Source organism: Staphylococcus simulans (assembly GCF_002902285.1).
Classification (GTDB): Bacteria; Bacillota; Bacilli; order Staphylococcales; family Staphylococcaceae; genus Staphylococcus; species Staphylococcus simulans.
In genome coordinates, this window is the sequence record NZ_PPRU01000045.1 from 158660 (window position 1) to 184191 (window position 25532).

Genomic DNA, 25532 nt, shown 5'->3' on the forward strand with positions numbered 1-25532 from the left:
TTACTTGACTTCTATGTAGCGTTCAGAAATATCTTTCGCTCCATCTGAATCAATGACTTGATATTCGACTTTGTATTTACCAATTTTATTTGTATCGACATGACCATTGACGATAATCTGATCAGTCAAATCTCCGTCTTCTTTATCATAAGCGCTGATTCCATTCAGTAAGTTGTAATTTTCGCCTTTTTGAATAATCGCATCTTCAACACCTTTAAGCTTTGGTACAGAGTTATCTGTAGCTTCAGCGTTTAAATTGGGTGTTACTAATGTAGCAGACACACCAAGTGCTGAAAGTGACTGTAATAGTTTGTTCATTGTTTAGACCTCCGTATTCAATGGCTAATCATTAAAGCGTCATATTAATCAGTTCAATCACGAATATTTGCGATTGAACTTTGTATTAGGTTCAATATACCGTGTTTGTTTCTTTATTACATCCTACTACGGACCTAATCTTTATCACAAGACTAATTTTACAGAATAATTATGAAAATCAGATTAAAATAACGTTAAGTTTTCTCAGTTGTCAAATATTTACTGAGAAAAAAGCGGGAATATTTAGAAACAATATATAGGAAAGAAGTTAAAGGAGGGATTTATGCTAAATAATAATGGGGGTCGTACTTTATTTCATTACTAACACGGGATTTTGAGTCCCGCACATGTAAGAATAATGCTTTAAATAAAAATCATTATAATACGTTTTAAGTTTGTCATATTGTTTATACTTAATTGTGAAAAGAATATGAAGAAATATGAAATAAAATTGTCTATTATGTGAACTAGGTTCTTAATTGTTTTAATTTCGTCATATTCGTATTATGATGAAATTGAGTCGAAGAGGGAGTGAAGTTAAATGTTATCTGAAAAAGATATGGATATTATTAAACAAACAGTACCAGTTCTTCAAGAAAAAGGTGTGGAAATTACGTCATTCTTCTACAATAGAATGTTCAATGAACACCCAGAGTTACGCAACATGTTCAACCAAACTAACCAGAAAAAAGGTTTGCAATCCACAGCCTTAGCTCAAACAGTCTTAGCTGCAGCAGCAAACATTGAACAGTTAGGTGCAATTATGCCTGTAGTTAAAGAGATTGCTTACAAACACGTTGCATTACAAGTACCTGAATCAGGTTACAAAATTGTTGGTGAAAATTTAATCGCAGCAATTATGCACGTTTTAGATTTAAAAGAAGAAGATCCAGTGATTCAAGCTTGGATTAACGCATACTGGGAAATTGCAGATGTATTCATTCAAGTAGAGAAAGACATGTATGCTGAAATGTTATGGGATGGTTTCCAACCATTCACAGTTACAAACATTGAAAATGTCGCTTCAGATATTAAAGCATTTACAGTTTCATCAGATAAATATGATTTACGCAACTTTGAAGCAGGTCAATATATTACAGTTGATGTTTCAAGTGATAAATTACCATACAGAGCAAAACGTCACTATTCAATCGTTGGCGGAGACGAAGATACGTTAACATTCGCAGTTAAACGTGATGTTTCTGAATACAGTGAAGGTGAAGTTTCAACTATCTTGCATGACGAAGTGAAAGTTGGAGATGATATCAACTTAACTGCGCCAGTAGGTACATTCAGATTGCATAACACTGACAAAAACCAATTATTCTTAGCATCAGGTATTGGTGTAACACCATTAGTGTCAATGTATGAAAAAGCAATTGAAGTCGGTGTACCGAACATTCAATTCATTCACAATACAACTGATGTTAATGATGTACCATTCTCACAACGTTTATCTAACGATGCAGCAGAAAATGATAATGTGACTTATGAAATCCATGATCGCAAATCAAATGGCTACATCACTCAAGAAGATTTAAAACAATATGTTACAGAAGATACAGAAGTTTATGTATGTGGCGGTATTTCATTCTTGAAATCAATCGTCAATGAATTATATGAATTAGGTTTAGACAAATCACAAATTCATTTCGAAACATTCATTCCACGTTTAAGCGTAGACGTTTAATTTTTACTGAAATAATAATCTGAATTATAGAGAAGGAGCTGTTCATTCCGAATTTTCGGAAGGGACAGCTCCTTTTTGTTTGGTTCATGAATCGAGCATAAAAAGTGTTCACACGCATTTAATATTGATATGATGATAAGAAAAGAAGGGGGACATATTCATGGATAAAACAGTTAAATTATTAAAGGACTTAACAGACGTGAACGGAATTGCCGGTCACGAATACAAAGTAAAACAACTGATGAAAGATTATTTGAAACCTGTTTCAGATGAACTGGTTGAAGATAATTTAGGTGGCATCTTCGGAAAGAAAAAAGCAGAGGAAGGTTCAAAAACTTTAATGCTTGCCGGTCATTTAGATGAAGTTGGATTTATGGTGACTAAAATCGACGACAAAGGTTATTTGAAATTCACACCTGTCGGTGGTTGGTGGAACCAAGTAATGTTATCTCAAAAAGTAACTGTAACAACAGATGATGACAAAGAGATCAGAGGGATCATCGGTTCTAAACCTCCGCATGTCTTAACACCTGAACAACGTAAAACACCAATTGATATCAAGGATATGTTTATTGATGTAGGTGTAGCTTCAAAAGAAGAAGCTGAAAAACTTGGTATTGATATCGGTGACATGGTAACACCATACTCTGAGTTCGAAGTATTAGGTGATGAGAACTACTTAACAGCAAAAGCATTTGATAATCGCTTCGGCTGTGCACTTGCTGTAGATACTTTAAACAATCTAAAAGACGACGCAATCAATGTTAACTTAGTATCAGGTGCAACTGTTCAAGAAGAAGTTGGTTTACGTGGTGCGAAAGTTGCGGCGAATAAAATCAAACCAGATTTAGCTATTGCGGTGGATGTCGGCATTGCTTATGATACACCAGGAATGGGCGGCGGTGATCATGAAGCTGAACTTGGCAAAGGACCATTAGTCGTACTTATGGACGCGACAGCAATCGGTCATTCTGGATTTAGAAAGCACGTGAAAAAAGTAGCACAAGACAAAGGTATTGAAATCCAATGGGATACAACGCCAGGCGGCGGCACAGATGCAGGCAGTATCCATTTAGCACATGAAGGTATTCCTTCAATCGTTGTGGGTGTTCCGCTTCGTTACATGCATTCAAATGTTTCTGTTATGCATAAACAAGACTACTTGAACGCTGTACAATTAGTGACAGAAATCGCTAAATCACTAGACGACGAAACAATCGAACAAATTATTTGGTAAACCATTTTTCAATCGTCTATTTCGCGCAAATGATTATAAATAAAAAAGAGCGGTCGGTACTTGCTTCAACATGAAAGCAAGCCGACCGCTCTTTTCTTTAGATACCCCTCAATGTACCTTTACTGAAAAGTTAAGATTTTATTTATCTAAACCTCTACGCATTTTTTCAGCTAATAACGTATTGTTTAACACCATTGCAATTGTCATTGGGCCAACGCCGCCTGGAACTGGTGTGATTGCGCCAGCAATTTCTTTTACTTCATCATATTCAACGTCACCTTTTAGTTTGCCATTTTCATCTGGTGTGTTACCCACATCAATGACAACTGCGCCTTCTTTAACGTCGTCTTTTGTGACTAAACCTGGACGACCTACAGCGCTGACAATAACGTCTGCATTTTTAAGATGTTTGCTCATGTCTTTTGAACGAGAGTGTAAGATAGTCACTGTCGCATTTTGTTGTAATAATAGTTTTGAAACAGGTTGTCCAACGATATGAGAACGTCCAATAACAACTGCTTCTTTACCTTCTAAATCAATATCCGCATTTTTCAATAATTCCATAATACCTAGTGGTGTACAAGGTACGAATGTTTGTTCATCAATATACAATTTACCGATGTTTGCTGGGTTGAAACCGTCAACGTCTTTTGCTGGGTTGATAGTTTCTAGAACTTTTTGTTCGCTGACTTGTTTTGGAAGAGGTACTTGAACCAAGATACCGCTGACAGAGTCATCGTTGTTTAAACGTTCTAATTCATTTAATACTTCTTCTTCTGAAGCTGTTTCTTCTAAATGAACAATTTCAGAAATCATGCCGATTTTTTCAGCAGCTTTCTTTTTTGATCTTACATAGCTCATGCTTGCGCCATCGTTACCTACAAGAATAACTGATAGTTTCGGCGTATAGCCCTCTTTTTTCAACGCTTCAACTTGATCTTGCAATCCTTGACGATAATCTTTAGCAATTTGTTTGCCATCTAAAATTTTTGCAACCATGTGTAAATTCCTCCTAATAATTTTTCGAACTTTCATTAGTGTTTTGAAGTGTAATACAACTATTTTACATGAAAATCCGGAATTTTAATTGAATTTTCATGAGAAAGTTCGATTTTTGATTGAAAAAGCATGACTTGATTTGTTATGCTATATCTGTAATATACAACTTACTAGATTAAAATTTCAAATAATTGAAAGGGTGTTCAATTTGAAAGTGGCAGTTATTATGGGCAGCTCATCTGACTGGGATATGATGTCAGAAAGTTGTCAGATGTTAGATCAATTTGGAATCCCGTACGATAAGAAAGTCGTTTCAGCACATCGTACACCAAAACTGATGTTTGATTTTGCGACAGAAGCAAGATTGAACGGTTATGACGTTATTATTGCAGGCGCAGGCGGTGCAGCACACTTGCCTGGTATGGTTGCTTCAATGACGACATTACCAGTTATCGGCGTTCCGATTGAATCTAAGAGTTTGAAAGGTTTAGATTCATTACTTTCAATCGTCCAAATGCCTGGCGGAATTCCAGTTGCAACTACTGCAATTGGTAAAGCAGGTGCGAAAAATGCTGGAATCCTTGCAGTGAGAATCTTAAGTATTCAAAGCGATGAAGTGAAAGAGAAATTAGAAGCTTATCAGCAATCACTAGTAGATAAAGTAGGAGAGATGCAAAGTGAACTTCAGTAAATTAAAGTTTGGATCAACTGTCGGTATTATTGGCGGCGGACAACTTGGCAAAATGATGGCACAATCTGCTCAAAAAATGGGCTTTAGAGTCATCGTCTTAGATCCAGACAAAGAAGCACCGTGTCAATATGTAGCACATGAATTTATTAATGCAGCTTATGATGACCTAGATGCATTAAGACAACTTGGTGAAGCTTCTGATGTTGTAACATATGAATTTGAAAACATTGCTGCAGATCAATTAGAAACACTCACAAAAGAATTTAATGTTCCTCAAGGCTATCAAGCCATCCATTTATTACAAGACCGTTTAACTGAAAAACAAACATTAGAATCAGCAGGTACGAAAATCGTTCCGTATGCACAAATCACAAATGCTGAAGATTTAGAGCATGCTGTTGAAAAATTAGATTATCCATTTATGGTGAAAACACGTTTCGGCGGTTATGACGGTAAAGGTCAAGTGCTAGTACGTTCAGAAGAAGATTTAGCAGAGGCTGAATCATTAATCAAAGTACAAGAATGTGTAGCAGAAAAATTCTTAGACCTTTATAAAGAAGTGTCATTAACTGTGACAATTGGAAATGGCGGTCAAATCGTTTATTTCCCATTACAAGAAAACGAACATCGTCACCAAATTTTATTTAAAACAATCGTACCCGCACGTTCTGATAAAGAAGCAGAAGCACGTGCAGAAGTGGATAAAATTAAAGAAAAAGTGCATTTTGTGGGTACATTTACAGTAGAGTTCTTTATTGATAAAGATAACAACTTATATGTAAACGAAATTGCACCAAGACCTCACAATTCTGGTCATTATTCTATTGAAGCTTGTGACTTCTCACAATTTGATACACACATCTTAGCGGTTACGGGTCAAAAATTACCAGAACGCATTGAAATTTTAAAACCAGCTGTCATGATGAATTTGCTTGGTAAGGATTTAGATTTACTTGAAGATGAATTCGGCGATCATCCTGAATGGCATGTTCATATTTATGGCAAAGCATCTAGAAAACCAGCACGAAAAATGGGTCACATAACAGTTTTAACTGATGACATTGATAAAACTGAACAAGACATGTTGGCAACCTTTAGAGGAGGAGCAAAATAATGTCATTATTATACGAAGGTAAAGCAAAACGAATTTTCTCAACAGATGAAGACGGCGTATTACGCGTGGAATACAAAGATGAAGTGACTGCCGGCAATGGTGCGAAAAAAGACCATATTGACGGTAAAGGCCGCTTAAATAATAAAATCACTTCAATCTTGTTTGAACACCTTAAAGAAAAAGGCATCAAAAGCCACTTTATCAAACAAACGTCTGAGACTGAACAACTTGTTCAATCTGTAGAAATCATTCCGTTAGAAGTGGTCGTACGTAATATTGCGGCAGGTTCTATCACAAGACGCTTAGGTTTTGAAAAAGGACAAAAATTTGAAACACCACTTGTAGAATTCTTCTATAAAAATGATGCTTTAAATGACCCTTTAGTGACAGATGACCATGTCAGATTATTAAACATCGCAACAACTGAAGAAATTGCACAATTGAAAGAAAAGGTATTAGGCGTTAATAAAGCGTTAGTTGAATTGCTTGATAGTATCAACTTACGTTTGATTGACTTTAAAGTAGAATTCGGCCGTACAAAAGATGGTCAAATTCTTTTAGCAGATGAAATTTCACCAGATACTTGTCGTATTTGGGAAAAAGACAGTGACACTAATTTTGACAAAGACGTATACCGTGAAGACCGCGGTTCAATTATCGAGACTTATCAAACTTTCTTAAATAAACTGGAGGATCTTAAATAATGAAAACTATCGAATTGCACATCACATTACAACCACAGGTATTAGATACACAAGGACAAGCACTTAACCGTGCCGTACATGACTTAGGCTATAACCAAGTGAATGATATCCGTGTAGGTAAATTACTTTACATGACAGTGGACGAAGCAACAGATGAAGCGGTTCATAATATCGTTACAACTTTAAGTGAAAAATTATTTGCGAACACAGTCATTGAAGAGTACAACTATAAAGTAGTTGACGAAAAGGAGAATGCATAATGAAATTCGCAGTACTTGTATTCCCTGGATCAAACTGTGACAGAGATATGTTGAACGCAGCTTTGAAAACAGGCGTAGACGCAGAGTATGTTGATTATCGTGAGACATCATTAGAAGGATTTGATGGGGTGTTAATCCCTGGCGGTTTCTCATTTGGTGACTACTTACGTTCAGGTGCGATGGCGAGTGTTGCACCAGTTATCAAAGAAGTGAAACGTTTTGCAGATGAAGGCAAACCAGTATTAGGTGTATGTAATGGATTCCAAATTTTAACAGAAATCGGTTTATTACCAGGTGCGTTATTACACAACAGTTCACATTTATTTGTGAGCCGTAACGAATCATTAGAAGTTGTAAATAACAACACACCATTCACAAAAGCATATGCTGAAGGTGAAACAGTAGTATACCCAGTTGCACATGGTGAAGGCAGCTACTACTGCACAAAAGAGATGTACAAAGAATTAGAAGATAATAATCAAATTATCTTGAAATATAAAGATAATCCAAATGGTTCTTACCACGATATTGCTGGTATTGTTAACGAAAAAGGTAATGTGTGCGGCATGATGCCTCACCCAGAACGTGCATTAGAATCAATTTTAGGAACAGATGATGGCGTGAAATTATTTGAGTCAATGGTAAATAGTTGGAGGGAACAAAATGCCTAAGTTTATTGAACCAAGTATCGAAGAAATTAAATCAGAACATTTATACCGTGATATGGGATTAACAGACGCTGAATATGATAAAGTTGTCGAAATTTTAGGTCGTCAACCAAACTTTACTGAAATTGGTATTTTCTCTGTAATGTGGAGTGAACACTGCTCATACAAACACTCAAAACCATTCTTGAAACAATTCCCTACAACAGGCGAACATGTCTTAATGGGACCTGGTGAAGGTGCTGGTGTTGTAGATATCGGTGATAACCAAGCGGTTGTATTCAAAGTTGAATCACATAACCACCCATCTGCGATTGAACCTTACCAAGGTGCAGCAACAGGTGTCGGCGGTATTATTCGTGACATCGTATCAATCGGTGCACGTCCAATCAACTTATTAAACAGCTTACGTTTCGGTGAATTAGATGAAATCCCAAACCGTACATTATTACGTGGTGTTGTAGCAGGTATCGGCGGATACGGTAACTGTATCGGTATCCCAACTACAGCAGGTGAAATCGAATTCGATGAACGCTATGATGGTAACCCATTAGTTAACGCAATGTGCGTAGGTATCATTGATCACGATAAAATCCAAAAAGGTACAGCTAAAGGTGTCGGCAACTCAGTCATCTACGTTGGTTTAAAAACAGGCCGTGACGGTATCCATGGTGCAACTTTCGCATCTGAAGAATTAAGTGAAGAAAGTGAAAGCAAACGTCCATCAGTACAAATCGGTGACCCATTTGTAGGTAAAAAATTGATGGAAGCAACACTTGAAGCAATCACTTACCCAGAATTAGTCGGTATCCAAGATATGGGTGCAGCTGGTTTAACATCATCTTCTTCAGAAATGGCAGCTAAAGGCGGCAGTGGTTTACACATGCAGTTAGAAAAAGTACCTGTACGTGAAGAAGGAATCTCTCCATACGAAATGATGCTTTCTGAAACACAAGAACGTATGTTGCTTGTTGTTGAAAAAGGTACGGAACAAAAATTCTTAGACTTATTTGACAGACGTGAATTAGATAGTGCTGTTATCGGTGAAGTTACGGATACAGATCGTTTCGTATTAACTTATGATGATGAAGTTTATGCAGACATCCCAGTACAACCATTAGCAGATGAATCACCTGTATATATTTTAGAAGGTGAAGCAAAAGAATATAACACATCTAAAAACGACTACAGCAATGTAGATGTTAAAGATGTATTCCATAAATTATTAGCACATCCGACAATTGCGTCAAAACGTTATTTATACGAACAATATGACCAACAAGTTGGTGCAAACACAGTTGTTAAATCTGGTTTACAAGCGTCTGTAGTACGTGTTGAAGGTACAAACAAAGCAATCGCTTCTACAATCGATGGCGAAGCACGTTATGTATTCAACCAACCATACGAAGGCGGTAAAATGGTCGTTGCTGAAGCATACCGCAACTTAATTGCTGTAGGTGCAACACCATTAGCAATGACAGACTGCTTAAACTACGGTTCACCAGAGAAAAAAGAAATCTATCAACAATTAACTGATTCTACAAAAGGTATGGCAGAAGCATGTGAAGTTCTGAAAACACCAGTTGTTTCAGGTAACGTTTCACTTTATAACGAAACAAAAGGAACTTCTATCTTCCCAACACCTGTAGTAGGTATGGTCGGCTTAATTGAAGACATCGATTACTTAAATGATTTCCACCCACATGCAGGCGATAAATTGTATGTTGTTGGTGAAACACGCGATGACTTCGGCGGCAGCCAAATCGAAAAATTATTATACGGTAAAGTCAACCATGAATCAGAAGCACTTGACTTATCAAATGAAGTTGAAAAAGGCGAACAAATCAAAGAAGCAATCAGAAGCGGCAAAGCGTCTCATGTACAAACTGTCGGTAAAGGCGGCTTATTGATTTCGTTAGCACGAATCAGTGCACACTACGGTTTAGGTGTAGATGCAACATTAGACGTGACTGATGCACAATTATTCAGTGAATCACAAGGTCGTTACATTGTTGCAGTTAAAGCAGGACAATCATTAGATATTCCTAATGCACAAGAAATCGGAACTATCACTGAGGATGACAAGTTCAAAGTTACAAACGGTCAAACAACTGTAGAAGAAAACGTGTCGACGTTAAACGAAATTTGGGAAGGAGCAATTCCTCAATGTATGACATCCGCGGATTAAACGAAGAATGTGGAGTCTTTGGAATTTGGAATCACCCCCATGCAGCAACTTTAACTTATATGGCGTTGCATAGTCTGCAACACCGTGGTCAAGAAGGTGCTGGGATCGTGTGCTCAAACGGCGAATCGCTGTTTGGGGCACGCGGCATGGGTTTATTAACTGAAGCTATTTCAGACGCGCAATTAGAATCTTTACAAGGATTCCAACATGCGATTGGACATGTACGCTATGCGACAACAGGTGCCAGTGAAATCGCCAATGTTCAACCTTTCTTGTTCAAGCATTCAAAAGGTGATTTAGGACTTGCGCATAATGGTAACTTAACGAATGCTGTCCAAATTCGTAAGGCTTTAGAATCTGAAGGCAGCGTCTTCCAAACAACAAGTGATTCAGAAGTATTAGCGCATTTATTAATCAGAGGCAAATCTCCAAGCATTAAATCAAACCAAAAAGCAGCATTGAATCAAGTTAAAGGGGCATTCAGCTGTGTCATGCTGAATACTAATCAACTTGCAGCGGTTAGAGATAACAATGGTGTACGTCCACTCATGTTAGGTGAAGTAGATGGTGCGTATTGTGTCGCAAGTGAAACATGTGCGTTCCAAGCAATCGGTGCAACATATATTCGTGACATCGAACCAGGTGAATTAATTACATTCAGCGGTGACCATGACATAGATTATGATACGTACACGAACCAAATTCACCATAATATGTGTTCAATGGAATATGTATACTTTGCACGTCCAGATTCAGAGTTCCATAAACACTCTATCTATAATGTGCGTAAAGCTTTAGGTAAGAAGTTAGCAAGTGAGATGGGTATTGACGCTGATATTGTTATCGGTGTACCAGACTCGTCTTTACAAGCAGCAAAAGGCTTCTCTGAATACTCAGGTATTCCAAACGAACAAGGTTTATTGAAAAACCGTTATATCGGCCGTACATTTATCACACCAGACCAAAGCGTCCGTGAAAAACAAGTACGTATGAAACATGCGCCGATCAGAGACGTCATTGAAGGCAAACGTGTCGTTGTCATTGATGACTCTATTGTGCGTGGTACGACAAGTAAATACATTGTGAAAGCATTAAAATCTGCTGGTGCGAAAGAAGTGCATATGGGTATTTCATCACCACCATTAGTCGATCCATGTTATTACGGTATCGATGTGTCTACACATGCAGAATTAATGGCAGCACAACATAGTGTCGATGAAATCAAAGACATGATTGGTGCAGACTCACTTACGTATTTATCTGTAGAAGGCATGCATGAAGTGTTTAAAGAATTTGACTCAAAAGGCGAGTGTGACGCTTGCTTTACAGGCAATTATCCAATTGAAATTGTAGATCATCAATTACCAGAAGTTAAAGAACTGAAAAGAAGAGGAGTGTAAAGCTGTGGCAGCAAATTCTTATAAAAATGCCGGTGTGGATATTCATGCTGGATATGAAGCAGTTGAGCGAATGAAGAGCCATGTGCAACGTACAATGCGTAAAGAAGTACTAGGTGGACTAGGAGGATTCGGTGCAGCGTTTGATTTATCACAATTAAACATGCAAAAACCTGTCTTAGTTTCTGGTACAGACGGTGTAGGTACTAAGTTGAAACTTGCGATTGATCACAACAAACATGACACAATCGGTATCGATGCAGTGGCTATGTGTGTCAACGATATTTTAACAACAGGTGCAGAGCCGCTTTATTTCCTTGACTATATCGCAACAAACAAAGTTGTACCTGAAGTCATCGAACAAATTGTTAAAGGTGTCAGCGATGGTTGTGAAGAAACAAATACAGCTTTAATCGGCGGTGAAACTGCTGAAATGGGCGAAATGTACCATGAAGGTGAATACGATTTAGCTGGTTTCGCAGTGGGCGCAGTTGAAAAAGATGAATACATCGATGGTTCAACAGTTAAACCAGGACAAGTAATTATCGGTTTAGCTTCAAGTGGTATCCACTCTAACGGTTATAGCTTAGTACGTCATTTAATTAAAGAATCAGGCGTTGATTTAAATGCTGAATTCGAAAATGGTCGTACGTATTTAGACACTTTCTTAGAACCGACTCGTTTATATGTTAAACCTGTATTAGCTGTGAAAGAACAAGTGAAATTGCATGCGATGACACATATCACAGGCGGCGGTTTCTATGAGAATATTCCACGTGCTTTACCTGAAGGTGTCACTGCTGAAATTGACGTTCAATCATTCAATACACCTAAAGTGTTTGATTGGTTACAAGAAGCAGGCAAAATCGCAACTGAAGAGATGTACAATATCTTCAACATGGGTATTGGTTTCACATTAGTTGTAGATGAAGCGGACGCAGATAAAACATTAGATATCTTAAAAGGTCAAAATGTTGAAGCGTTCAAAATCGGTAAAATCGTTGAAGGTAAAGAAGAACCTATCGAGTTAACGGGGGTTAAAGCGTGACTAAAGTAGCCATCTTTGCGTCAGGTTCTGGCAGCAACTTTGAAAATATTGCACAACGAGTTCAAGACGGCAGATTAGATAATATTGAAATCACAGCGCTTTATGTTGATCACGACGATGCATTCGCGATTGAACGTGCAGAGAAATTAAACATTCCTGTCCATGTGACACTTCCTAAAACTTTTGATTCTAAAAGTGATTATGAACAACGTTTATTAGAATTGTTAAAAGAAGAAGAAGTGGAATGGATTATACTTGCAGGCTATATGCGTTTAATCGGTCCAGATTTATTGAATGCGTATGAAGGCCGTATTTTAAACATTCATCCGGCTTTATTACCGAAATACAAAGGCATTGATGCAATTGGTCAAGCCTTTGAAAGTGGAGATAAAGTGACAGGTTCTACTGTTCATTATGTAGACAGTGGCATGGATACAGGTGAAATCATTGAACAAAGTCAATGCGACATCTATCCAGATGATACAAAAGCACAACTAGAAGAACGTATTAAAAATTTAGAATATGAACTTTATCCTAGAGTCATCGCAAAAATTATTCGATAAGAGGGGCAATTTCTAACATGAAAAAAGTAATTTTAAGTGTATCAGACAAAACTGGCATTGTAGACTTCGCGAAGTCATTAGTTGAATTAGACTATGAGTTGTATTCTACAGGCGGCACAAAGCGTGCATTAGATGAAGCGGGTGTTCCTGTAAAATCAGTTTCTGATTTAACGAAATTTGATGAAATCATGGATGGCCGTGTAAAAACATTACACCCAGCAGTACATGGCGGTATTTTAGCTGATCGCGATAAACCTGAACATTTACAACAATTAAAAGAAAAAGGCATCGATCTTATCGACATGGTTGTCGTGAACCTTTATCCATTTAAAGAAACTGTCGCAAACCCTGACGTAACTGAAATGGATGCGATTGAAAACATTGATATCGGTGGTCCGACAATGTTACGTGCAGCTGCGAAAAACTTCAAGCATGTGACAACTGTGGTAGATCCTGCTGACTATGACGCAGTCATTGAACACCTTAAAAATAATACATTAGACGAAGCGTTCCGTAAATCATTAATGATTAAAGTATTTGAACATACAAATGATTACGATAATGCGATTGTGAATTTCTTCAAAGAAAATAAAGAACAATTACGTTATGGTGAAAACCCTCAACAAACTGCTTACTTTGTACGTACATCAGATGCGAATAATACGATTGCAGGCGCTAAACAATTACATGGGAAACAATTAAGCTTTAACAACATTAAAGATGCTGATGCGACATTAGCATTAGTTAAAAAATTCGAAGAACCAGCTGCAGTAGCGGTTAAACATATGAACCCATGTGGTGTTGGTGTTGGCGAATCAATTGAAGAAGCATATCAAAATGCGTATGAAGCAGATAGCCAATCTATCTTCGGCGGTATTGTTGCGGTTAACCGTCCAGTTTCAAAAGAACTTGCTGAAAAATTACATTCAATCTTCTTAGAAGTTGTCATTGCGCCTTCATTTACAGATGAAGCGCTTGAAGTCTTAACTCAAAAGAAAAACATTCGCTTATTAGAAGTAGATATGGCAGTGGATCACGATGAACAAGAATTTGTATCTGTATCAGGTGGCTATTTAGTTCAAGATAAAGATACAAAAACAATTTCACGTGATGACATGAAAGTTGTGACTAAAGTTGAACCGACAGAAGAACAATGGCAAGCAATGGAATTAGGTTGGAAAGTTGTAGCAGCTGTTAAAAGTAACGCTGTCATCTTAAGTAATGACCATCAAACTGTAGGTATCGGTGCAGGTCAAATGAACCGTGTCGGTTCTGCAGAAATTGCGATTGAACGTGCAATTGAAATTAATGACAATGTAGCATTAGTTTCAGATGGTTTCTTCCCAATGGATGACACAGTAGAATTAGCAGCAAAAGCAGGTATCAAAGCGATCATCCAACCAGGTGGTTCTATTAAAGACCAAGATTCTATTGATATGGCAGACAAACACGGCATTGCGATGGTAATGACTGGCGTACGTCACTTCAAACATTAATCATTCAGGAGGAAAATGCTAAAGATGAAAGTATTAGTAATCGGAGGCGGAGGACGTGAACATGTCCTTGCGCACAAATTAAATCAATCTGAACTTGTTGACCAAGTGTATGCAATTCCTGGAAATGCAGCAATGGAAACTGTCGCTGAAGTGCACGGTGAAATTGCTGAAACTGCACATGATGACATTGTAAAATTTGCGGTAGATCATGAAGTTGAATGGGCAGTCATCGGTCCAGAACAACCTTTAACTGAAGGGTTAGGCGACAAATTACGTGACGCGGGTGTGAAAGTCTTCGGTCCTGGTGCGAAAGCAGCACAAATTGAAGGTTCAAAATCATTTGCGAAACGTATTATGGAAAAATATGACATCCCAACTGCAGAATATGTAGAAGTGGATTCTAAATCTGATGCATTAAAATATGTAGAAGATTGCAAGATTCCTGTTGTCTTGAAAAAAGACGGTCTTGCCGCAGGTAAAGGTGTTATTATCGCGATGACACGTGATGAAGCGAAAGAAGCAGTCGAAACACTGTATCCTGAAGAACAAGGCAAAATTGTATTCGAAGAATTCTTAGAAGGCGAAGAATACTCTGTCATGACCTTTGTGAATGGCGATTATGCTGTACCTTTCGATACGATTGCACAAGACCATAAACGTGCGTATGATGGCGATAAAGGACCAAATACAGGCGGTATGGGTGCGTATTGCCCAGTGCCTCATATTTCAGAAGATGTACTAAAACGTACAAATGATGAAATTGCGCAACCGATTGCGAAAGCAATGCAAGAAGAAGGCTATCCATTCTTTGGCGTGCTTTATATTGGCGCAATCTTAACTGAAGAAGGTCCGAAAGTTATCGAGTTTAATGCACGTTTCGGAGATCCTGAAGCACAAGTGCTTTTAACACGTATGGAAAGCGACTTAATGCAGCACATTTTAGACCTAGAAGCACGTAAACCGATTGAATACAAATGGAAAGACGAAGCTGTTGTAGGCGTGATGTTAGCGTCTAAAGGCTATCCTGGCTCATATGAAAAAGGTGTGAAAGTCAGCGGCTTTGAATTAGATGGTCAAACATTTGTTAGCGGTTTGAAAAAAGAAGGAGACGATTACGTTACTTCTGGCGGCCGTGTTATCTTAGTGATCGGTGAAGGCAAAACAGTTAAAGAAGCCAAAGCGAATGCTTATAAAAAAGCAGATGCCATTGACAGTGAAGGTTTATTCTATCGTCGTGACATCAGTGATAAAGCAATTAAACACGAAGCATAATTTAAAAGAATAGATTTATACTAAAAACAGCCGTACATTGTGTATCGGCTGTTTTTTGGTATGCAGAAAAATTATTGTTAAGCCGTGTATCTTCTAATTATGAAATTGTAGGGACAAAATAAAAAAGCAAGGAAGCAGAACTTCCTTACTCTTCAGGCAATGATTTCGCCATATCAATATAAGCTTGTTTATATCCAGAAACGTAGCGAGAGCTGCGTCTCTTGAATAATTGATGGAAACGCCAAGAACGTTTACGGCTCTTAATGTAACGTTTTAAACGGCGCTTTTTATTTTTTAGTTTTGACATGGTTTCAATTTCTTTGACGGCTTGTTGATAGCCTTTTTCGTATGCATCATTACGTTTTTTCATGAAATTTTGCCCCCAATCTTTCTGTGTGAATCTGATTATTTCAATTATAACATGTATATGACTTTTGACTTAATTAAACGATAATATTTGTTAAATAAAAAATAAGCAGTAAACGGTTGAATCGGTGACCGTTCACTGCTGGGAAAAATATGGATGAATGAAAATGTAAATATTGGTTGGGCTGCAGCTCGACAACCACAGCTCGATAAAAATTTTAAGAACTATAAATGCTTGTGTCAACCACGTACGTCAGTAATTCCTGTAATTGGTAAATAATGAGCTAACATTACAGAAATAATTAATATCGCCGCGAATAATAAGATAAATAAGATGTCGCGATAACTAAATGGTGCGTAGTAATAATACGTTCTTTTACCATCTTTAAATCCTTTTTTCTCCATAGCAACCGAAAGTTGATGTGCTTTTCGTATATTTTGACTTAACAACGGAATAATTAAATGTTTCACACGCTTGAAACCGCGATAATTTGATTTATCCACCATACGATAACGCATCTTCAATGATTTACGTAGTTGAATGAATGAACTGATAATCAACGGTACCATACGGATGGCAGCCATAAACGCATAGGCTACTTTTGGTTTTACACGCAAGTGCTGCATCAGGCTGTAGAAGATCATCACAATTTGAGACGTAAAGGCCATCACAATACCGAAGAATGTGACGGTATCCGTACGCATAGATAAATGCAGTCCTCTCACTAAACTTTCAGTTGTGATATGAATAAAGCCTAATTTAAATAGGGTATGTGTACCATCTCCGTAGAAAATCATAAAGAGTGCTGAGATAATACTGAATATCACAGTGTAAAGTACGAATAGGGCAGTGACCTTCAATTTCATACCGCCGAAAATCAGTAAGAATAAAAACATCAAAGCGGTTAGGTAAATCATCACATCAAAGTTGTGAATGAAAATCACAAAGAAGAATAAGAAAATACCTAAACCAAGTTTCGTGATAATATTAACTTCATCTACGAAGGTGAAATACTTTTTCCATGCTTCATACATTTGTTTCACCTTCCATTTCAAATAGCACATCTTCACATAACATGTGGTCACGTAATTCAATACGTCTTGTCGGATAACGTTCAATGATATGTGGGTCATGCGTAACCATAATAATCGTTTGACCTTGTGCAACACGTTGTTGGAAAAGATCTAATAAATTAAACGTGTTGTGACTGTCTAAACCGAATGTTGGTTCATCAAGTAAAATAATATCAGCACGTGAACTTAAAGCAGTCGCAACACTTAAACGTCGTTTTTGACCCATTGATAATTCGAAGGGATGTTGATCACGAACTGCTTCTAAATTCAATAATTCAATCAATTTTTCAGTTTCAGCTTTTGCGCTTTCGCCGCTGAAGTTGATGAAGATTTCCTCATAGACAGAATTCGTAATGAATTGCAGTTCTGAATTTTGATAAACCAGATACATATGCTGTGCTGCTTCTTTAATTTTATGAAGCGGTTGCCCATCATAAGACATCTCTCCGCGATATTTAATCAATTGCATCATAGACTCAAGTAAAGTGGTTTTACCTGCACCATTTTTACCTGTGATGGTAATCCACTCACCATCGCCGATTGTGAGTTCAGGTACTTGAATGAGTGTTTTCTTACCACGTATGACTTCGCCATTTTCATATTTGAAGCGTGATGTTATGTCTTTATTCGGTAATAATTCAGCTTTAGGTGCATGGTCCCAAGCCTTTGGATGCCATACTCCATATTCAGTCAGCAAATCTTCGTGTTGATGTAAAATCACTTGAGGCGTATCATCTGCGATGATTTCCCCATGATGATTCATTAAAATAACACGATCCACATGTTCCCAAATGTGTTCCACTTTATGTTCTACAATCAAGACAGTTTGTTCTTGCCACATGTCTTTAATTTGATTCCATAAATCTTCTGTCGCATCCACATCTAACATGGCAGTCGGTTCATCCAAGAATAATGTATCTGCTTCTTGAAGCACTGTTTCAGCAATTGCTAATTTTTGTTTCATACCGCCGCTTAATTGTTGAACCGTTTGTTTAGGACCAACGTCTAAGTCGACTGATGTTAATGCTTGTTGAATTAAAGCGTCCATCTCTTTTCTCGGCACTTGTTTATTTTCTAACACAAATGCGAGTTCTTCATAAACCTTCGGCATACAAAATTGTGTGTCTGGGTCTTGGAAGATGACGCCGCTATTTAAATCGACTTCCAATGCGTCATATTTCATTGGAAGCTCGATTAGGTTCGGCACAATGCCGCTTAATACATTGAGTAAGGTACTTTTACCGCAGCCTGAAGGGCCGAGTAATAAGACCTTTTGTTTATCAGGTATTTCTATATCTAAACCATCAAATATTTTATCTGGTGCATTTGGATATTTAAGTCGTAAATTTTGAGCAAGTAACACGTTTATGTCTCCTTACAAATTGTCATAATCCTTTTTGGAAGCAGGGCGGAATAATTTTGTAACCCCAGTCTGATCCAGAGCTTTGACAAGATAATATGGGAAAATCCCAGCAAGTACAATCCCGCTGATACAACGGAAGAATACATATAAGAATAAGTTCCATCCAGCAACTTCACCTAAATAACCATAGTAGAAGTCGATAGGGAAAGTAACTAATGCGGCTGCTAAACCAGCGAGCACTGCTACCATTAATTTGCGTGATTTATAACGGAAAATCGCAAAAATAATTTCACACGCTAAACCTTGTAGTAAGCCGTAAACAATTGTCGCAATATCAAAGCGTCCCATAACAATTGTTTCCCCAGCACCAGCAGCGAATTCAGCTAACAGTGCAATACCGGCTTTCGGAATGATTAAGTAAGCCACAACAGCAGCTGCAAACCACATACCGTAAGATAATTCTTCTAAGTGTAAGCCAGTCACTTGCATGGCTTTATACACTAAGTTCCAAATGTTGTAAATGATAGCAAAGATAACTGCGATTAACACAGTAACTAAGATATCTGAAAGCTTAAGTCCTTTAGACATAATGTCAATTCCTCCTATATAAACAAAAAAACACGCAAACTTGTCTAGCAAGCAGCGTGAAAATAAGCATCAGAATACCCTGGTTCTACCCTGAAATCCTAAACCAGTTCATTCTTTACACTTTCCTACGCTAGTCTCAGCTAGATCAGGTTCGAAGGGTTTGAAGCTTTGTGCTTCATCTCAGTTCGAAACACCCCTAGTGTATTTCTTTATTAGATTTATACTAAATGTATGCTTTTTCATAGGTTCTGTCAAGGTGATTTTAGATTTAAGCCAGAGAGAACGGGTATGAAAAAGGCAAGTTCACATTAAGATTACGTTAAATTGTGTATTTAGGATTGAGCATAGCGTCTGAGTCTAATATACTACCATAGAATGATTTACTTTAATTTTTAAAGACACAATGGAATTGTTCATATATAATAACTATGAGGTGAAAAACATGTCGTATATAAAGAAGCACGCTGAAATCATTTATAGTTTGATTATTGGCATTGTTTCACTTTTCATTGGAATCATTGTATTACTCAATCTATCATTTATCCATAAACTTGCGAAGGGGAGCAAGGTTGACATACATATTAATAATGTGTGGGATTTCATCAATGCTTTCTTTGTTGAAATAATACGGATTATGAGTCAATTTATTGGTCATTTCCCAGTGGTCAGCGCCATCTTGATTATCTTGTTCGGTGTTGCATTACTATGGATTGGCTATTTATTATTTATGACTACAAAATATGATTATGATATCTCAATTTTCTTCCTTATAATAGGAATCTTTTTCTTCCTCATCACAATCGTCTTTATGACACAAGTTTACGGCTTCTTTGCGATTGTATTCGTGGTTCCGTTTATTGTGCATATCGGATACATTGTGTACAAGGATGAGTTGAACAGTGCGCACCAAAAAGAGCACTATCTATGGATTATTTGTACGTACGGAATCAGTTATTTAATTTCTCAAATTTCGTTATATGGCAGAATCGAAAGTCATGAAATTGCGTTGATTGATATTTTAAGTGTCAACGCATTCTTCGTTGTCATGTGGTGTTTAGGTCAAATGTCTATTTGGAATTTCTTATTCCTTAGAAGATCATTGCCGCTAACTAAAGCAGAATTAGGCGAAGAAATGTTGTATTCACGTACAGACAAGAACGGCACAATTAGCCAAACGAAAGAACAGCTGCGTGAAATTCAAGAACGTACACAAGAATTGACATACAGAACACGCAGAAGTATTGATTTAGAGAAAATCAGAAGAAAACGAGATAGTTTCAAAAAAGCAGTTAAAGATAAAGTCAATCTGCAAGAAGACGATTTCCCAACTTGGATGCGTCGTCCAAAATGGATTAAACCGGGTATCGTTGAATTGATTTGCGGTGCGATCTTATTCCTATTTACCTTACTAGAATTAAACAACCGTAATGGCCTGTTTATGTCAGGTGATTGGGAATTATCACAAACATCATATGTAATCGAGTGGATCACACTCTTCTTATTGTTGCTTGTGATTATCGCTTATATCATTACAACATTGACGCATTTCTTACGCGGTAAATTGTATTATGCGCAGTTGTTTATGGTGAGTATTTTATTCTTTAAATTGTTGACAGAATTTGTCAATATTATGATTCATGGATTATTATTATCCATTTTTATTACACCGATTTTATTTATTATGCTTGTGGCGATTACGATTGCGTTTATTATCCAATTACGTACGCCAGCTAAAGTAGAATCACACAAAAGCTGAGGGACTTAAGTTTCCTCGGCTTTTTTAATGGATTTGAGACGTTCTTTTTAGAAAGGAAGCGTCTGATACGTTAAGATAAAAGTAACTACACATAGAAGGCGGAATAATAATATGAAGACAGCAGTATTAAATAAAGGTAAAGAACAAAAGTATTTAAATCAGTATCCATTAGTGGATGAAGAAGATATTTATGAACATAGTCATTTAGAAGATGGTGATATTTTTCATATTGTGACTGATGATGGCCGATACATTGCGACAGCATACGTTGGGCGCCAACATAAAGGATTAGGTTGGGTCTTAAGCTATGATGCTGAAGAAGAAATTAATCAAGAATTTTTTGAAGCACTATTTGAAGAAGCTTTAGATTATCGTCAATACTACTTTGATATCGATGGTACAAATGCATTCAGATTGTTTAATGCAGAAGGAGACGGTGTCGGCGGTTTAACAATTGATTACTACGATCGTCATTTATTAATCCAATGGTATTCAAAAGGGATTTATACGTTCAGAACTGATATTTTAGAAGCTGTTCAAGCTGTCTTTCCTTATACTTCAATTTTTGAGAAGACACGTTTTAAAGACAGTGAAGTATCTAGTGGTTTCGTAACAGGGGAAGCACCGGAATTCCCAATTGTTATTGAAGAAAACTTTACGTTCTATAATGTTGATTTAGATGATGGACCGATGACAGGAATTTTCTTAGACCAAAAAGAAGTGCGTAAAAAATTACGTGATGTTTATGCACCTGACCGCAGTGTTTTGAATTTATTTAGTTATACAGGGGCATTCTCTGTCATTGCAGCACAAACAGCAGCAGAAACAACTAGTGTCGACCTTGCAAATCGTTCTAGAGGTTTGACAGAGGAGAATTTTGGGGTAAATGGTATTGACCCGAAAACACAATATATTTATGTCATGGATACTTTTGACTTCTATCATTATGCGGCAAGACACAATAAGGCTTATGACACGATTGTTATTGATCCGCCAAGTTTTGCGCGTAATAAAAAGAAAGTCTTTACGGTTCAAAAAGACTATCATAAGTTGATTGAAGAAGCTTTACCTGTTTTAAATGATGGAGGTACTTTAATTTTAAGTACAAACTCAAGTGCGTTAACTTCAAAAGCGTTTAAAAACATGATTAAGAGAACGCTTGATGCACAAGATGTAGATTTTGAAATTTTAGAAGCAATGGGACTTCCGAAAGATTTTAAAACACATCCGCACTATAAACCATCAAAATATTTAAAAGTAGTCTTTGTTCGGGTATCAGAAAAAGTGGAAGAAGTAATAATCGAGGAGGACTATTATGGGGATTAAAGATAAATTCATTAAAAAATCTACAGACAAAATTGGAAATAAAATGTTGAAAATTGATCCGGTCGTAGGTAAAGGGCGTTTACCGAAGAATAAAAAGGATTTAGCAAAAAGACGTGAACGCGCTGAAGAATTAGTAAGAAAGAAAGCATTATTGTCATCTTCAGCAAGTGTCATTCCGATTCCAGGATTAGATTTTGGGGTCGATTTAAAGCTGATGAAAGATATTATAGAAGATATTAATAAAATTTACGGTTTAGATCATAAAGAAGTGAACCGTATGAGTGATGATTTAAAAGAACGTGTATTAGTCGCAGCATCAATCCAAGGCAGTCAATTCATCGGACGTACGGTTTCAAAAGGTATCTTGAAAATGGTCGTTAAAGATGTTGCTAAACGTACAGCTGCGAAACAAACAAGATGGTTCCCGGTTGTCGGTCAAGCGATCGCAGCATCAATCAGTTATTATTTCATGAAAAAATTAGGTGACGAGCACATCGATAAATGTGAAAACGTTGCCAAAAAATTAATTTAAAACCGAGTTGTCAATTAAATTGTGCATATTTTCACAAAAACGCTAAATTCATTGCCCTGTATGGATTAAAGAAATTGAATTTAGCGTCATATTTTGGTAATGTTAAGGTGTAATAATGTTCAGGTGAGTCACTCACCAATTAATGGATGCGAAGGAGAAAGATTATTATGGAACAACAATCATACACTATCATCGACGAAACAGGTATTCATGCTCGTCCAGCTACAATGCTTGTACAAACAGCTTCAAAATTTGATTCAGATATTCAACTTGAATATAACGGTAAAAAAGTCAACTTAAAATCAATTATGGGTGTTATGAGCTTAGGCGTAGGTAAAGATGCTGACATTACTATCTATGCTGACGGAAGCGATGAAGCTGATGCAATTCAAGCTATCACTGACGTTTTATCTAAAGAAGGTTTAACTAACTAATATGACTAAAAATATTAGAGGGATTGCGGCATCTGATGGTGTCGCAATCGCAAAAGCCTATCTATTAGTAGAACCTGACCTATCGTTTGATAACGGAACAGTGACTGATACAGAGGCTGAAGTTGCTAAATTTAACGGCGCACTTAACACATCAAAAGTTGAATTGACTAAAATCAGAAACAATGCCGAACAACAATTAGGCGCAGATAAAGCGGCTATCTTCGATGCACATTTATTAGTGCTTGAAGATCCAGAACTTATCCAACCTATTGAAGAAAAAATTAAAAATGAAAACGTTAATGCTGCTCAAGCGTTAACAGATGTTTCAAATCAATTTATCACAATATTTGAATCAATGGACAACGAATACATGGCAGAACGTGCAGCGGATATTCGCGACGTTTCTAAACGTGTATTAGCACACATCTTAGGTGTGGATTTACCAAACCCAAGTATCATTGATGAAAGTGTCGTTATTATCGGGAATGACTTGACACCTTCAGATACTGCACAGTTGAACAAACAATATGTGCAAGGATTTGTGACAAACATTGGAGGCAGAACATCTCACTCTGCAATTATGAGCCGTTCTTTAGAAATCCCAGCAGTCGTTGGTACTAAAACGATTACTGAGGAAGTTGAAGCGGGCGACATCATTATTGTTGATGGTATGACAGGTGATGTTATTGTTAACCCAAGTGACGAAGTTGTAGCACAATATCAAGAAAAACGTGATAACTTCTTCAAAGATAAACAAGAATTACAAAAATTACGTGATGCTGAATCTGTAACAGAAGATGGTCATCATGTAGAATTAGCTGCAAACATCGGTACACCAAACGATTTACCTGGTGTAGTTGAAAATGGTGCAGAAGGTATCGGATTATACCGTACTGAGTTCCTATATATGGGTAGAGATCAAATGCCGACTGAAGACGAACAATTTGAGGCATACAAAGCAGTTCTTGAAGCAATGAAAGGCAAACGTGTGGTTGTTCGTACATTAGATATCGGTGGAGACAAAGAATTACCTTATTTAGACTTACCTGAAGAAATGAACCCATTCTTAGGTTATCGTGCAATCCGCTTGTGCTTAGCACAACCAGAAATTTTCCGTCCGCAATTACGCGCGTTATTACGTGCTTCAGTATACGGAAAATTAAACATTATGTTCCCAATGGTTGCGACAATTCAAGAATTCCGTGATGCGAAAGCATTATTAGAAGAAGAACGTCAAAACCTTAAAAATGAAGGTGTTGAAGTTTCAGATGATATCGAAGTCGGTATCATGGTTGAAATTCCATCGACAGCAGCACTTGCTGATGTCTTTGCGAAAGAAGTAGACTTCTTCAGTATCGGAACAAATGACTTAATCCAATATACAATGGCAGCTGACCGTATGTCAGAACGTGTGTCTTATTTATACCAACCATATAACCCAGCTATTTTACGCTTGGTACAACGTGTTATCGAAGCGTCTCATGCTGAAGGTAAATGGACAGGTATGTGTGGCGAAATGGCCGGAGACCAAACTGCAATTCCATTATTGTTAGGTCTTGGATTAGATGAGTTCTCTATGAGTGCAACTTCAATCCTTAAAGCACGTCGTTTAATCAGAAACTTAAGCGAAGCGCAAATGAAAGACTTAGCAGCGAAAGCAGTGAACTGTGCAACATCAGAAGAAGTTGTTGCTTTAGTAGAAGACTATACGAAACATGCATAATCATTGATAAAATATTAATAAAAACCGTGATGAAATGAATGTCCAATTCATTTTCATCGCGGTTTTATTAGTGTACAAACATTTACTTATTATTTGAGTAATGTAATCAACATACAAAGAATTTAATTACGTGGTATATACTGTGTGTTTTACAAATTTGTGACAAAGATTTAAATTCTGTATAAATATAATGAAAATCTTGATTAGAATAATTGTAAACTAGCATATGAGAGCGTAACATATAAGGTACTGTGTCTATGAACGCAGATTACAGCATAATTGTTTGAATCATTTACCTTAAAGGTAATTTAAAATAGAATGCATTCATTTTTAAGTCAGTCTTTATCGATATCGAGTAATGTGTTGATTTTATCTATGTCCACTTGATACATAGGTGTGTCATCGATTAAGATAAATGGCGTTGAAAATGCATCGAAATCTATCATTTCATTGCGATATTGTGAGTTTGAAATATTTTTCTCAGTGTATGCAATGTGATGATGATCGAGATAATTTTTCACAAACTGACAAGGTGGACAGTCGTTTTGTGTATAAATGACTACATTCGGCATGTTTTATCTTCCTTTACATTTTATTGATGTGTTTACTGTATTAAAGGAACGATTAAAAATCAAGCAAATCGCCTATATTTGAATGTTTCAAGTTTTTTTGGATCTTGTGTAAACAATTTCCTCCACATTTCATCTGAGACGTTGCGGGCATTAGAC

Annotated in this window: 25 protein-coding genes and 1 riboswitch; of the genes, 18 read left to right on the top strand and 7 right to left on the bottom strand. The window is 37.0% G+C overall.

All coding sequences use genetic code 11. From position 1 onward, the window contains the following. Entirely contained in the window at positions 1-318 is a 318-nt protein-coding gene (locus CD112_RS11040) for a DUF5011 domain-containing protein (protein ID WP_002480490.1), read from the bottom strand. A gap of 541 nt (positions 319-859) precedes the next feature. Here CD112_RS11040 and CD112_RS11045 point away from each other — a divergent pair. Together CD112_RS11045 and CD112_RS11050 are read left to right on the top strand one after the other, a co-directional pair. After that, positions 860-2008 carry a globin domain-containing protein gene (locus tag CD112_RS11045; RefSeq protein ID WP_103364325.1) on the top strand — a complete coding sequence of 383 codons (1149 nt, stop codon included), beginning with the start codon at positions 860-862 and terminating at the stop codon, positions 2006-2008. Positions 2009-2168: 160 nt separating this feature from the next. Next, entirely contained in the window at positions 2169-3245 is a 1077-nt protein-coding gene (locus tag CD112_RS11050) for a M42 family metallopeptidase (RefSeq protein ID WP_002480492.1), read from the top strand. Positions 3246-3383: 138 nt separating this feature from the next. On the opposite strand, the gene folD is transcribed toward CD112_RS11050, so the two are convergent. Next, positions 3384-4244 carry a bifunctional methylenetetrahydrofolate dehydrogenase/methenyltetrahydrofolate cyclohydrolase FolD gene (gene folD, locus CD112_RS11055; protein ID WP_103364326.1) on the bottom strand — a complete coding sequence of 287 codons (861 nt, stop codon included), beginning with the start codon at positions 4242-4244 and terminating at the stop codon, positions 3384-3386. A gap of 208 nt (positions 4245-4452) precedes the next feature. On the opposite strand from folD, the gene purE reads away from it, so the two are divergent. Genes purE through purD form a run of 11 tightly spaced genes read left to right on the top strand, consistent with a single transcriptional unit; the run spans position 4453 to position 15642 of the window. Continuing rightward, the gene (gene purE / locus CD112_RS11060; RefSeq protein ID WP_103364327.1) at positions 4453-4935 is read left to right on the top strand and encodes a 5-(carboxyamino)imidazole ribonucleotide mutase; all 483 of its coding nucleotides are present in this window, start codon (positions 4453-4455) and stop codon (positions 4933-4935) included. Then, positions 4922-6049, top strand: coding sequence for a 5-(carboxyamino)imidazole ribonucleotide synthase (gene purK, locus CD112_RS11065; protein WP_103364328.1), 1128 nt, complete (start codon positions 4922-4924; stop codon positions 6047-6049). Before purE ends, purK begins: the two co-directional genes overlap by 14 nt. Further along, positions 6049-6753, top strand: coding sequence for a phosphoribosylaminoimidazolesuccinocarboxamide synthase (gene purC, locus CD112_RS11070; protein WP_103364329.1), 705 nt, complete (start codon positions 6049-6051; stop codon positions 6751-6753). Before purK ends, purC begins: the two co-directional genes overlap by 1 nt. Further along, positions 6753-7013 carry a phosphoribosylformylglycinamidine synthase subunit PurS gene (purS, locus tag CD112_RS11075; RefSeq protein WP_103364330.1) on the top strand — a complete coding sequence of 87 codons (261 nt, stop codon included), beginning with the start codon at positions 6753-6755 and terminating at the stop codon, positions 7011-7013. Before purC ends, purS begins: the two co-directional genes overlap by 1 nt. Further along, positions 7013-7684: a phosphoribosylformylglycinamidine synthase subunit PurQ gene (gene purQ, locus CD112_RS11080; RefSeq protein WP_002480498.1), complete on the top strand. Its 672-nt coding sequence runs from the start codon at positions 7013-7015 to the stop codon at positions 7682-7684. The genes purS and purQ overlap by 1 nt, the downstream gene beginning before the upstream one ends. Then, positions 7677-9866, top strand: a complete 2190-nt coding sequence (purL, locus tag CD112_RS11085) for a phosphoribosylformylglycinamidine synthase subunit PurL (RefSeq protein WP_103364331.1) — start codon at positions 7677-7679, stop codon at positions 9864-9866. The genes purQ and purL overlap by 8 nt, the downstream gene beginning before the upstream one ends. Then, entirely contained in the window at positions 9845-11266 is a 1422-nt protein-coding gene (purF, locus tag CD112_RS11090; RefSeq protein WP_002480500.1) for an amidophosphoribosyltransferase, read from the top strand. Before purL ends, purF begins: the two co-directional genes overlap by 22 nt. Positions 11267-11270: 4 nt before the next feature. Next, on the top strand, positions 11271-12311 hold the full coding sequence (purM, locus tag CD112_RS11095; protein ID WP_103364332.1) for a phosphoribosylformylglycinamidine cyclo-ligase: 1041 nt from the start codon (positions 11271-11273) through the stop codon (positions 12309-12311). Next, on the top strand, positions 12308-12874 hold the full coding sequence (purN, locus tag CD112_RS11100; protein ID WP_023015953.1) for a phosphoribosylglycinamide formyltransferase: 567 nt from the start codon (positions 12308-12310) through the stop codon (positions 12872-12874). Before purM ends, purN begins: the two co-directional genes overlap by 4 nt. Positions 12875-12891: 17 nt before the next feature. Continuing rightward, on the top strand, positions 12892-14370 hold the full coding sequence (gene purH / locus CD112_RS11105) for a bifunctional phosphoribosylaminoimidazolecarboxamide formyltransferase/IMP cyclohydrolase (protein WP_002480503.1): 1479 nt from the start codon (positions 12892-12894) through the stop codon (positions 14368-14370). Between the two features lie 24 nt (positions 14371-14394). Then, a complete protein-coding gene (gene purD, locus CD112_RS11110; RefSeq protein WP_070848557.1) occupies positions 14395-15642 on the top strand; it encodes a phosphoribosylamine--glycine ligase in 1248 nt (415 codons plus the stop codon). A gap of 145 nt (positions 15643-15787) precedes the next feature. Here purD and CD112_RS11115 read toward each other — a convergent pair whose 3' ends face one another. The 4 genes from CD112_RS11115 to CD112_RS11130 form a co-directional block, all read right to left on the bottom strand. Further along, positions 15788-16012, bottom strand: a complete 225-nt coding sequence (locus CD112_RS11115; RefSeq protein ID WP_002480505.1) for a hypothetical protein — start codon at positions 16010-16012, stop codon at positions 15788-15790. 236 nt (positions 16013-16248) lie between these two features. Then, positions 16249-17043: an energy-coupling factor transporter transmembrane component T family protein gene (locus tag CD112_RS11120; RefSeq protein ID WP_002480506.1), complete on the bottom strand. Its 795-nt coding sequence runs from the start codon at positions 17041-17043 to the stop codon at positions 16249-16251. Then, on the bottom strand, positions 17036-18445 hold the full coding sequence (locus CD112_RS11125; RefSeq protein WP_103364333.1) for an ABC transporter ATP-binding protein: 1410 nt from the start codon (positions 18443-18445) through the stop codon (positions 17036-17038). The genes CD112_RS11120 and CD112_RS11125 overlap by 8 nt, the downstream gene beginning before the upstream one ends. Before the next feature lie 12 nt (positions 18446-18457). Beyond that, complete coding sequence (locus tag CD112_RS11130; protein WP_002480508.1) at positions 18458-19033, bottom strand: ECF transporter S component; 576 nt, start codon at positions 19031-19033, stop codon at positions 18458-18460. 105 nt (positions 19034-19138) lie between these two features. Beyond that, positions 19139-19241: riboswitch (TPP riboswitch) on the bottom strand. Between the two features lie 234 nt (positions 19242-19475). Between CD112_RS11130 and auxA the strand changes: the two genes are divergently transcribed. The 5 genes from auxA to ptsP all read left to right on the top strand — a co-directional run bounded on the left by auxA (position 19476) and on the right by ptsP (position 24804). Next, complete coding sequence (auxA, locus tag CD112_RS11135; protein ID WP_103364334.1) at positions 19476-20789, top strand: lipoteichoic acid stability factor AuxA; 1314 nt, start codon at positions 19476-19478, stop codon at positions 20787-20789. A gap of 111 nt (positions 20790-20900) precedes the next feature. Next, positions 20901-22115 carry a class I SAM-dependent rRNA methyltransferase gene (locus CD112_RS11140; RefSeq protein ID WP_023015946.1) on the top strand — a complete coding sequence of 405 codons (1215 nt, stop codon included), beginning with the start codon at positions 20901-20903 and terminating at the stop codon, positions 22113-22115. Continuing rightward, positions 22105-22647 (top strand): hypothetical protein, encoded by a 543-nt coding sequence (locus tag CD112_RS11145; RefSeq protein ID WP_002480511.1) that lies wholly within the window; start codon positions 22105-22107, stop codon positions 22645-22647. The genes CD112_RS11140 and CD112_RS11145 overlap by 11 nt, the downstream gene beginning before the upstream one ends. Positions 22648-22814: 167 nt before the next feature. Then, complete coding sequence (locus CD112_RS11150) at positions 22815-23081, top strand: phosphocarrier protein HPr (RefSeq protein ID WP_002480512.1); 267 nt, start codon at positions 22815-22817, stop codon at positions 23079-23081. Between the two features lies 1 nt (position 23082). Further along, entirely contained in the window at positions 23083-24804 is a 1722-nt protein-coding gene (gene ptsP / locus CD112_RS11155; RefSeq protein WP_023015945.1) for a phosphoenolpyruvate--protein phosphotransferase, read from the top strand. A gap of 335 nt (positions 24805-25139) precedes the next feature. Here ptsP and CD112_RS11160 read toward each other — a convergent pair whose 3' ends face one another. Next, on the bottom strand, positions 25140-25376 hold the full coding sequence (locus CD112_RS11160; protein ID WP_103364335.1) for a glutaredoxin family protein: 237 nt from the start codon (positions 25374-25376) through the stop codon (positions 25140-25142). Positions 25377-25532: the final 156 nt, after the last annotated feature.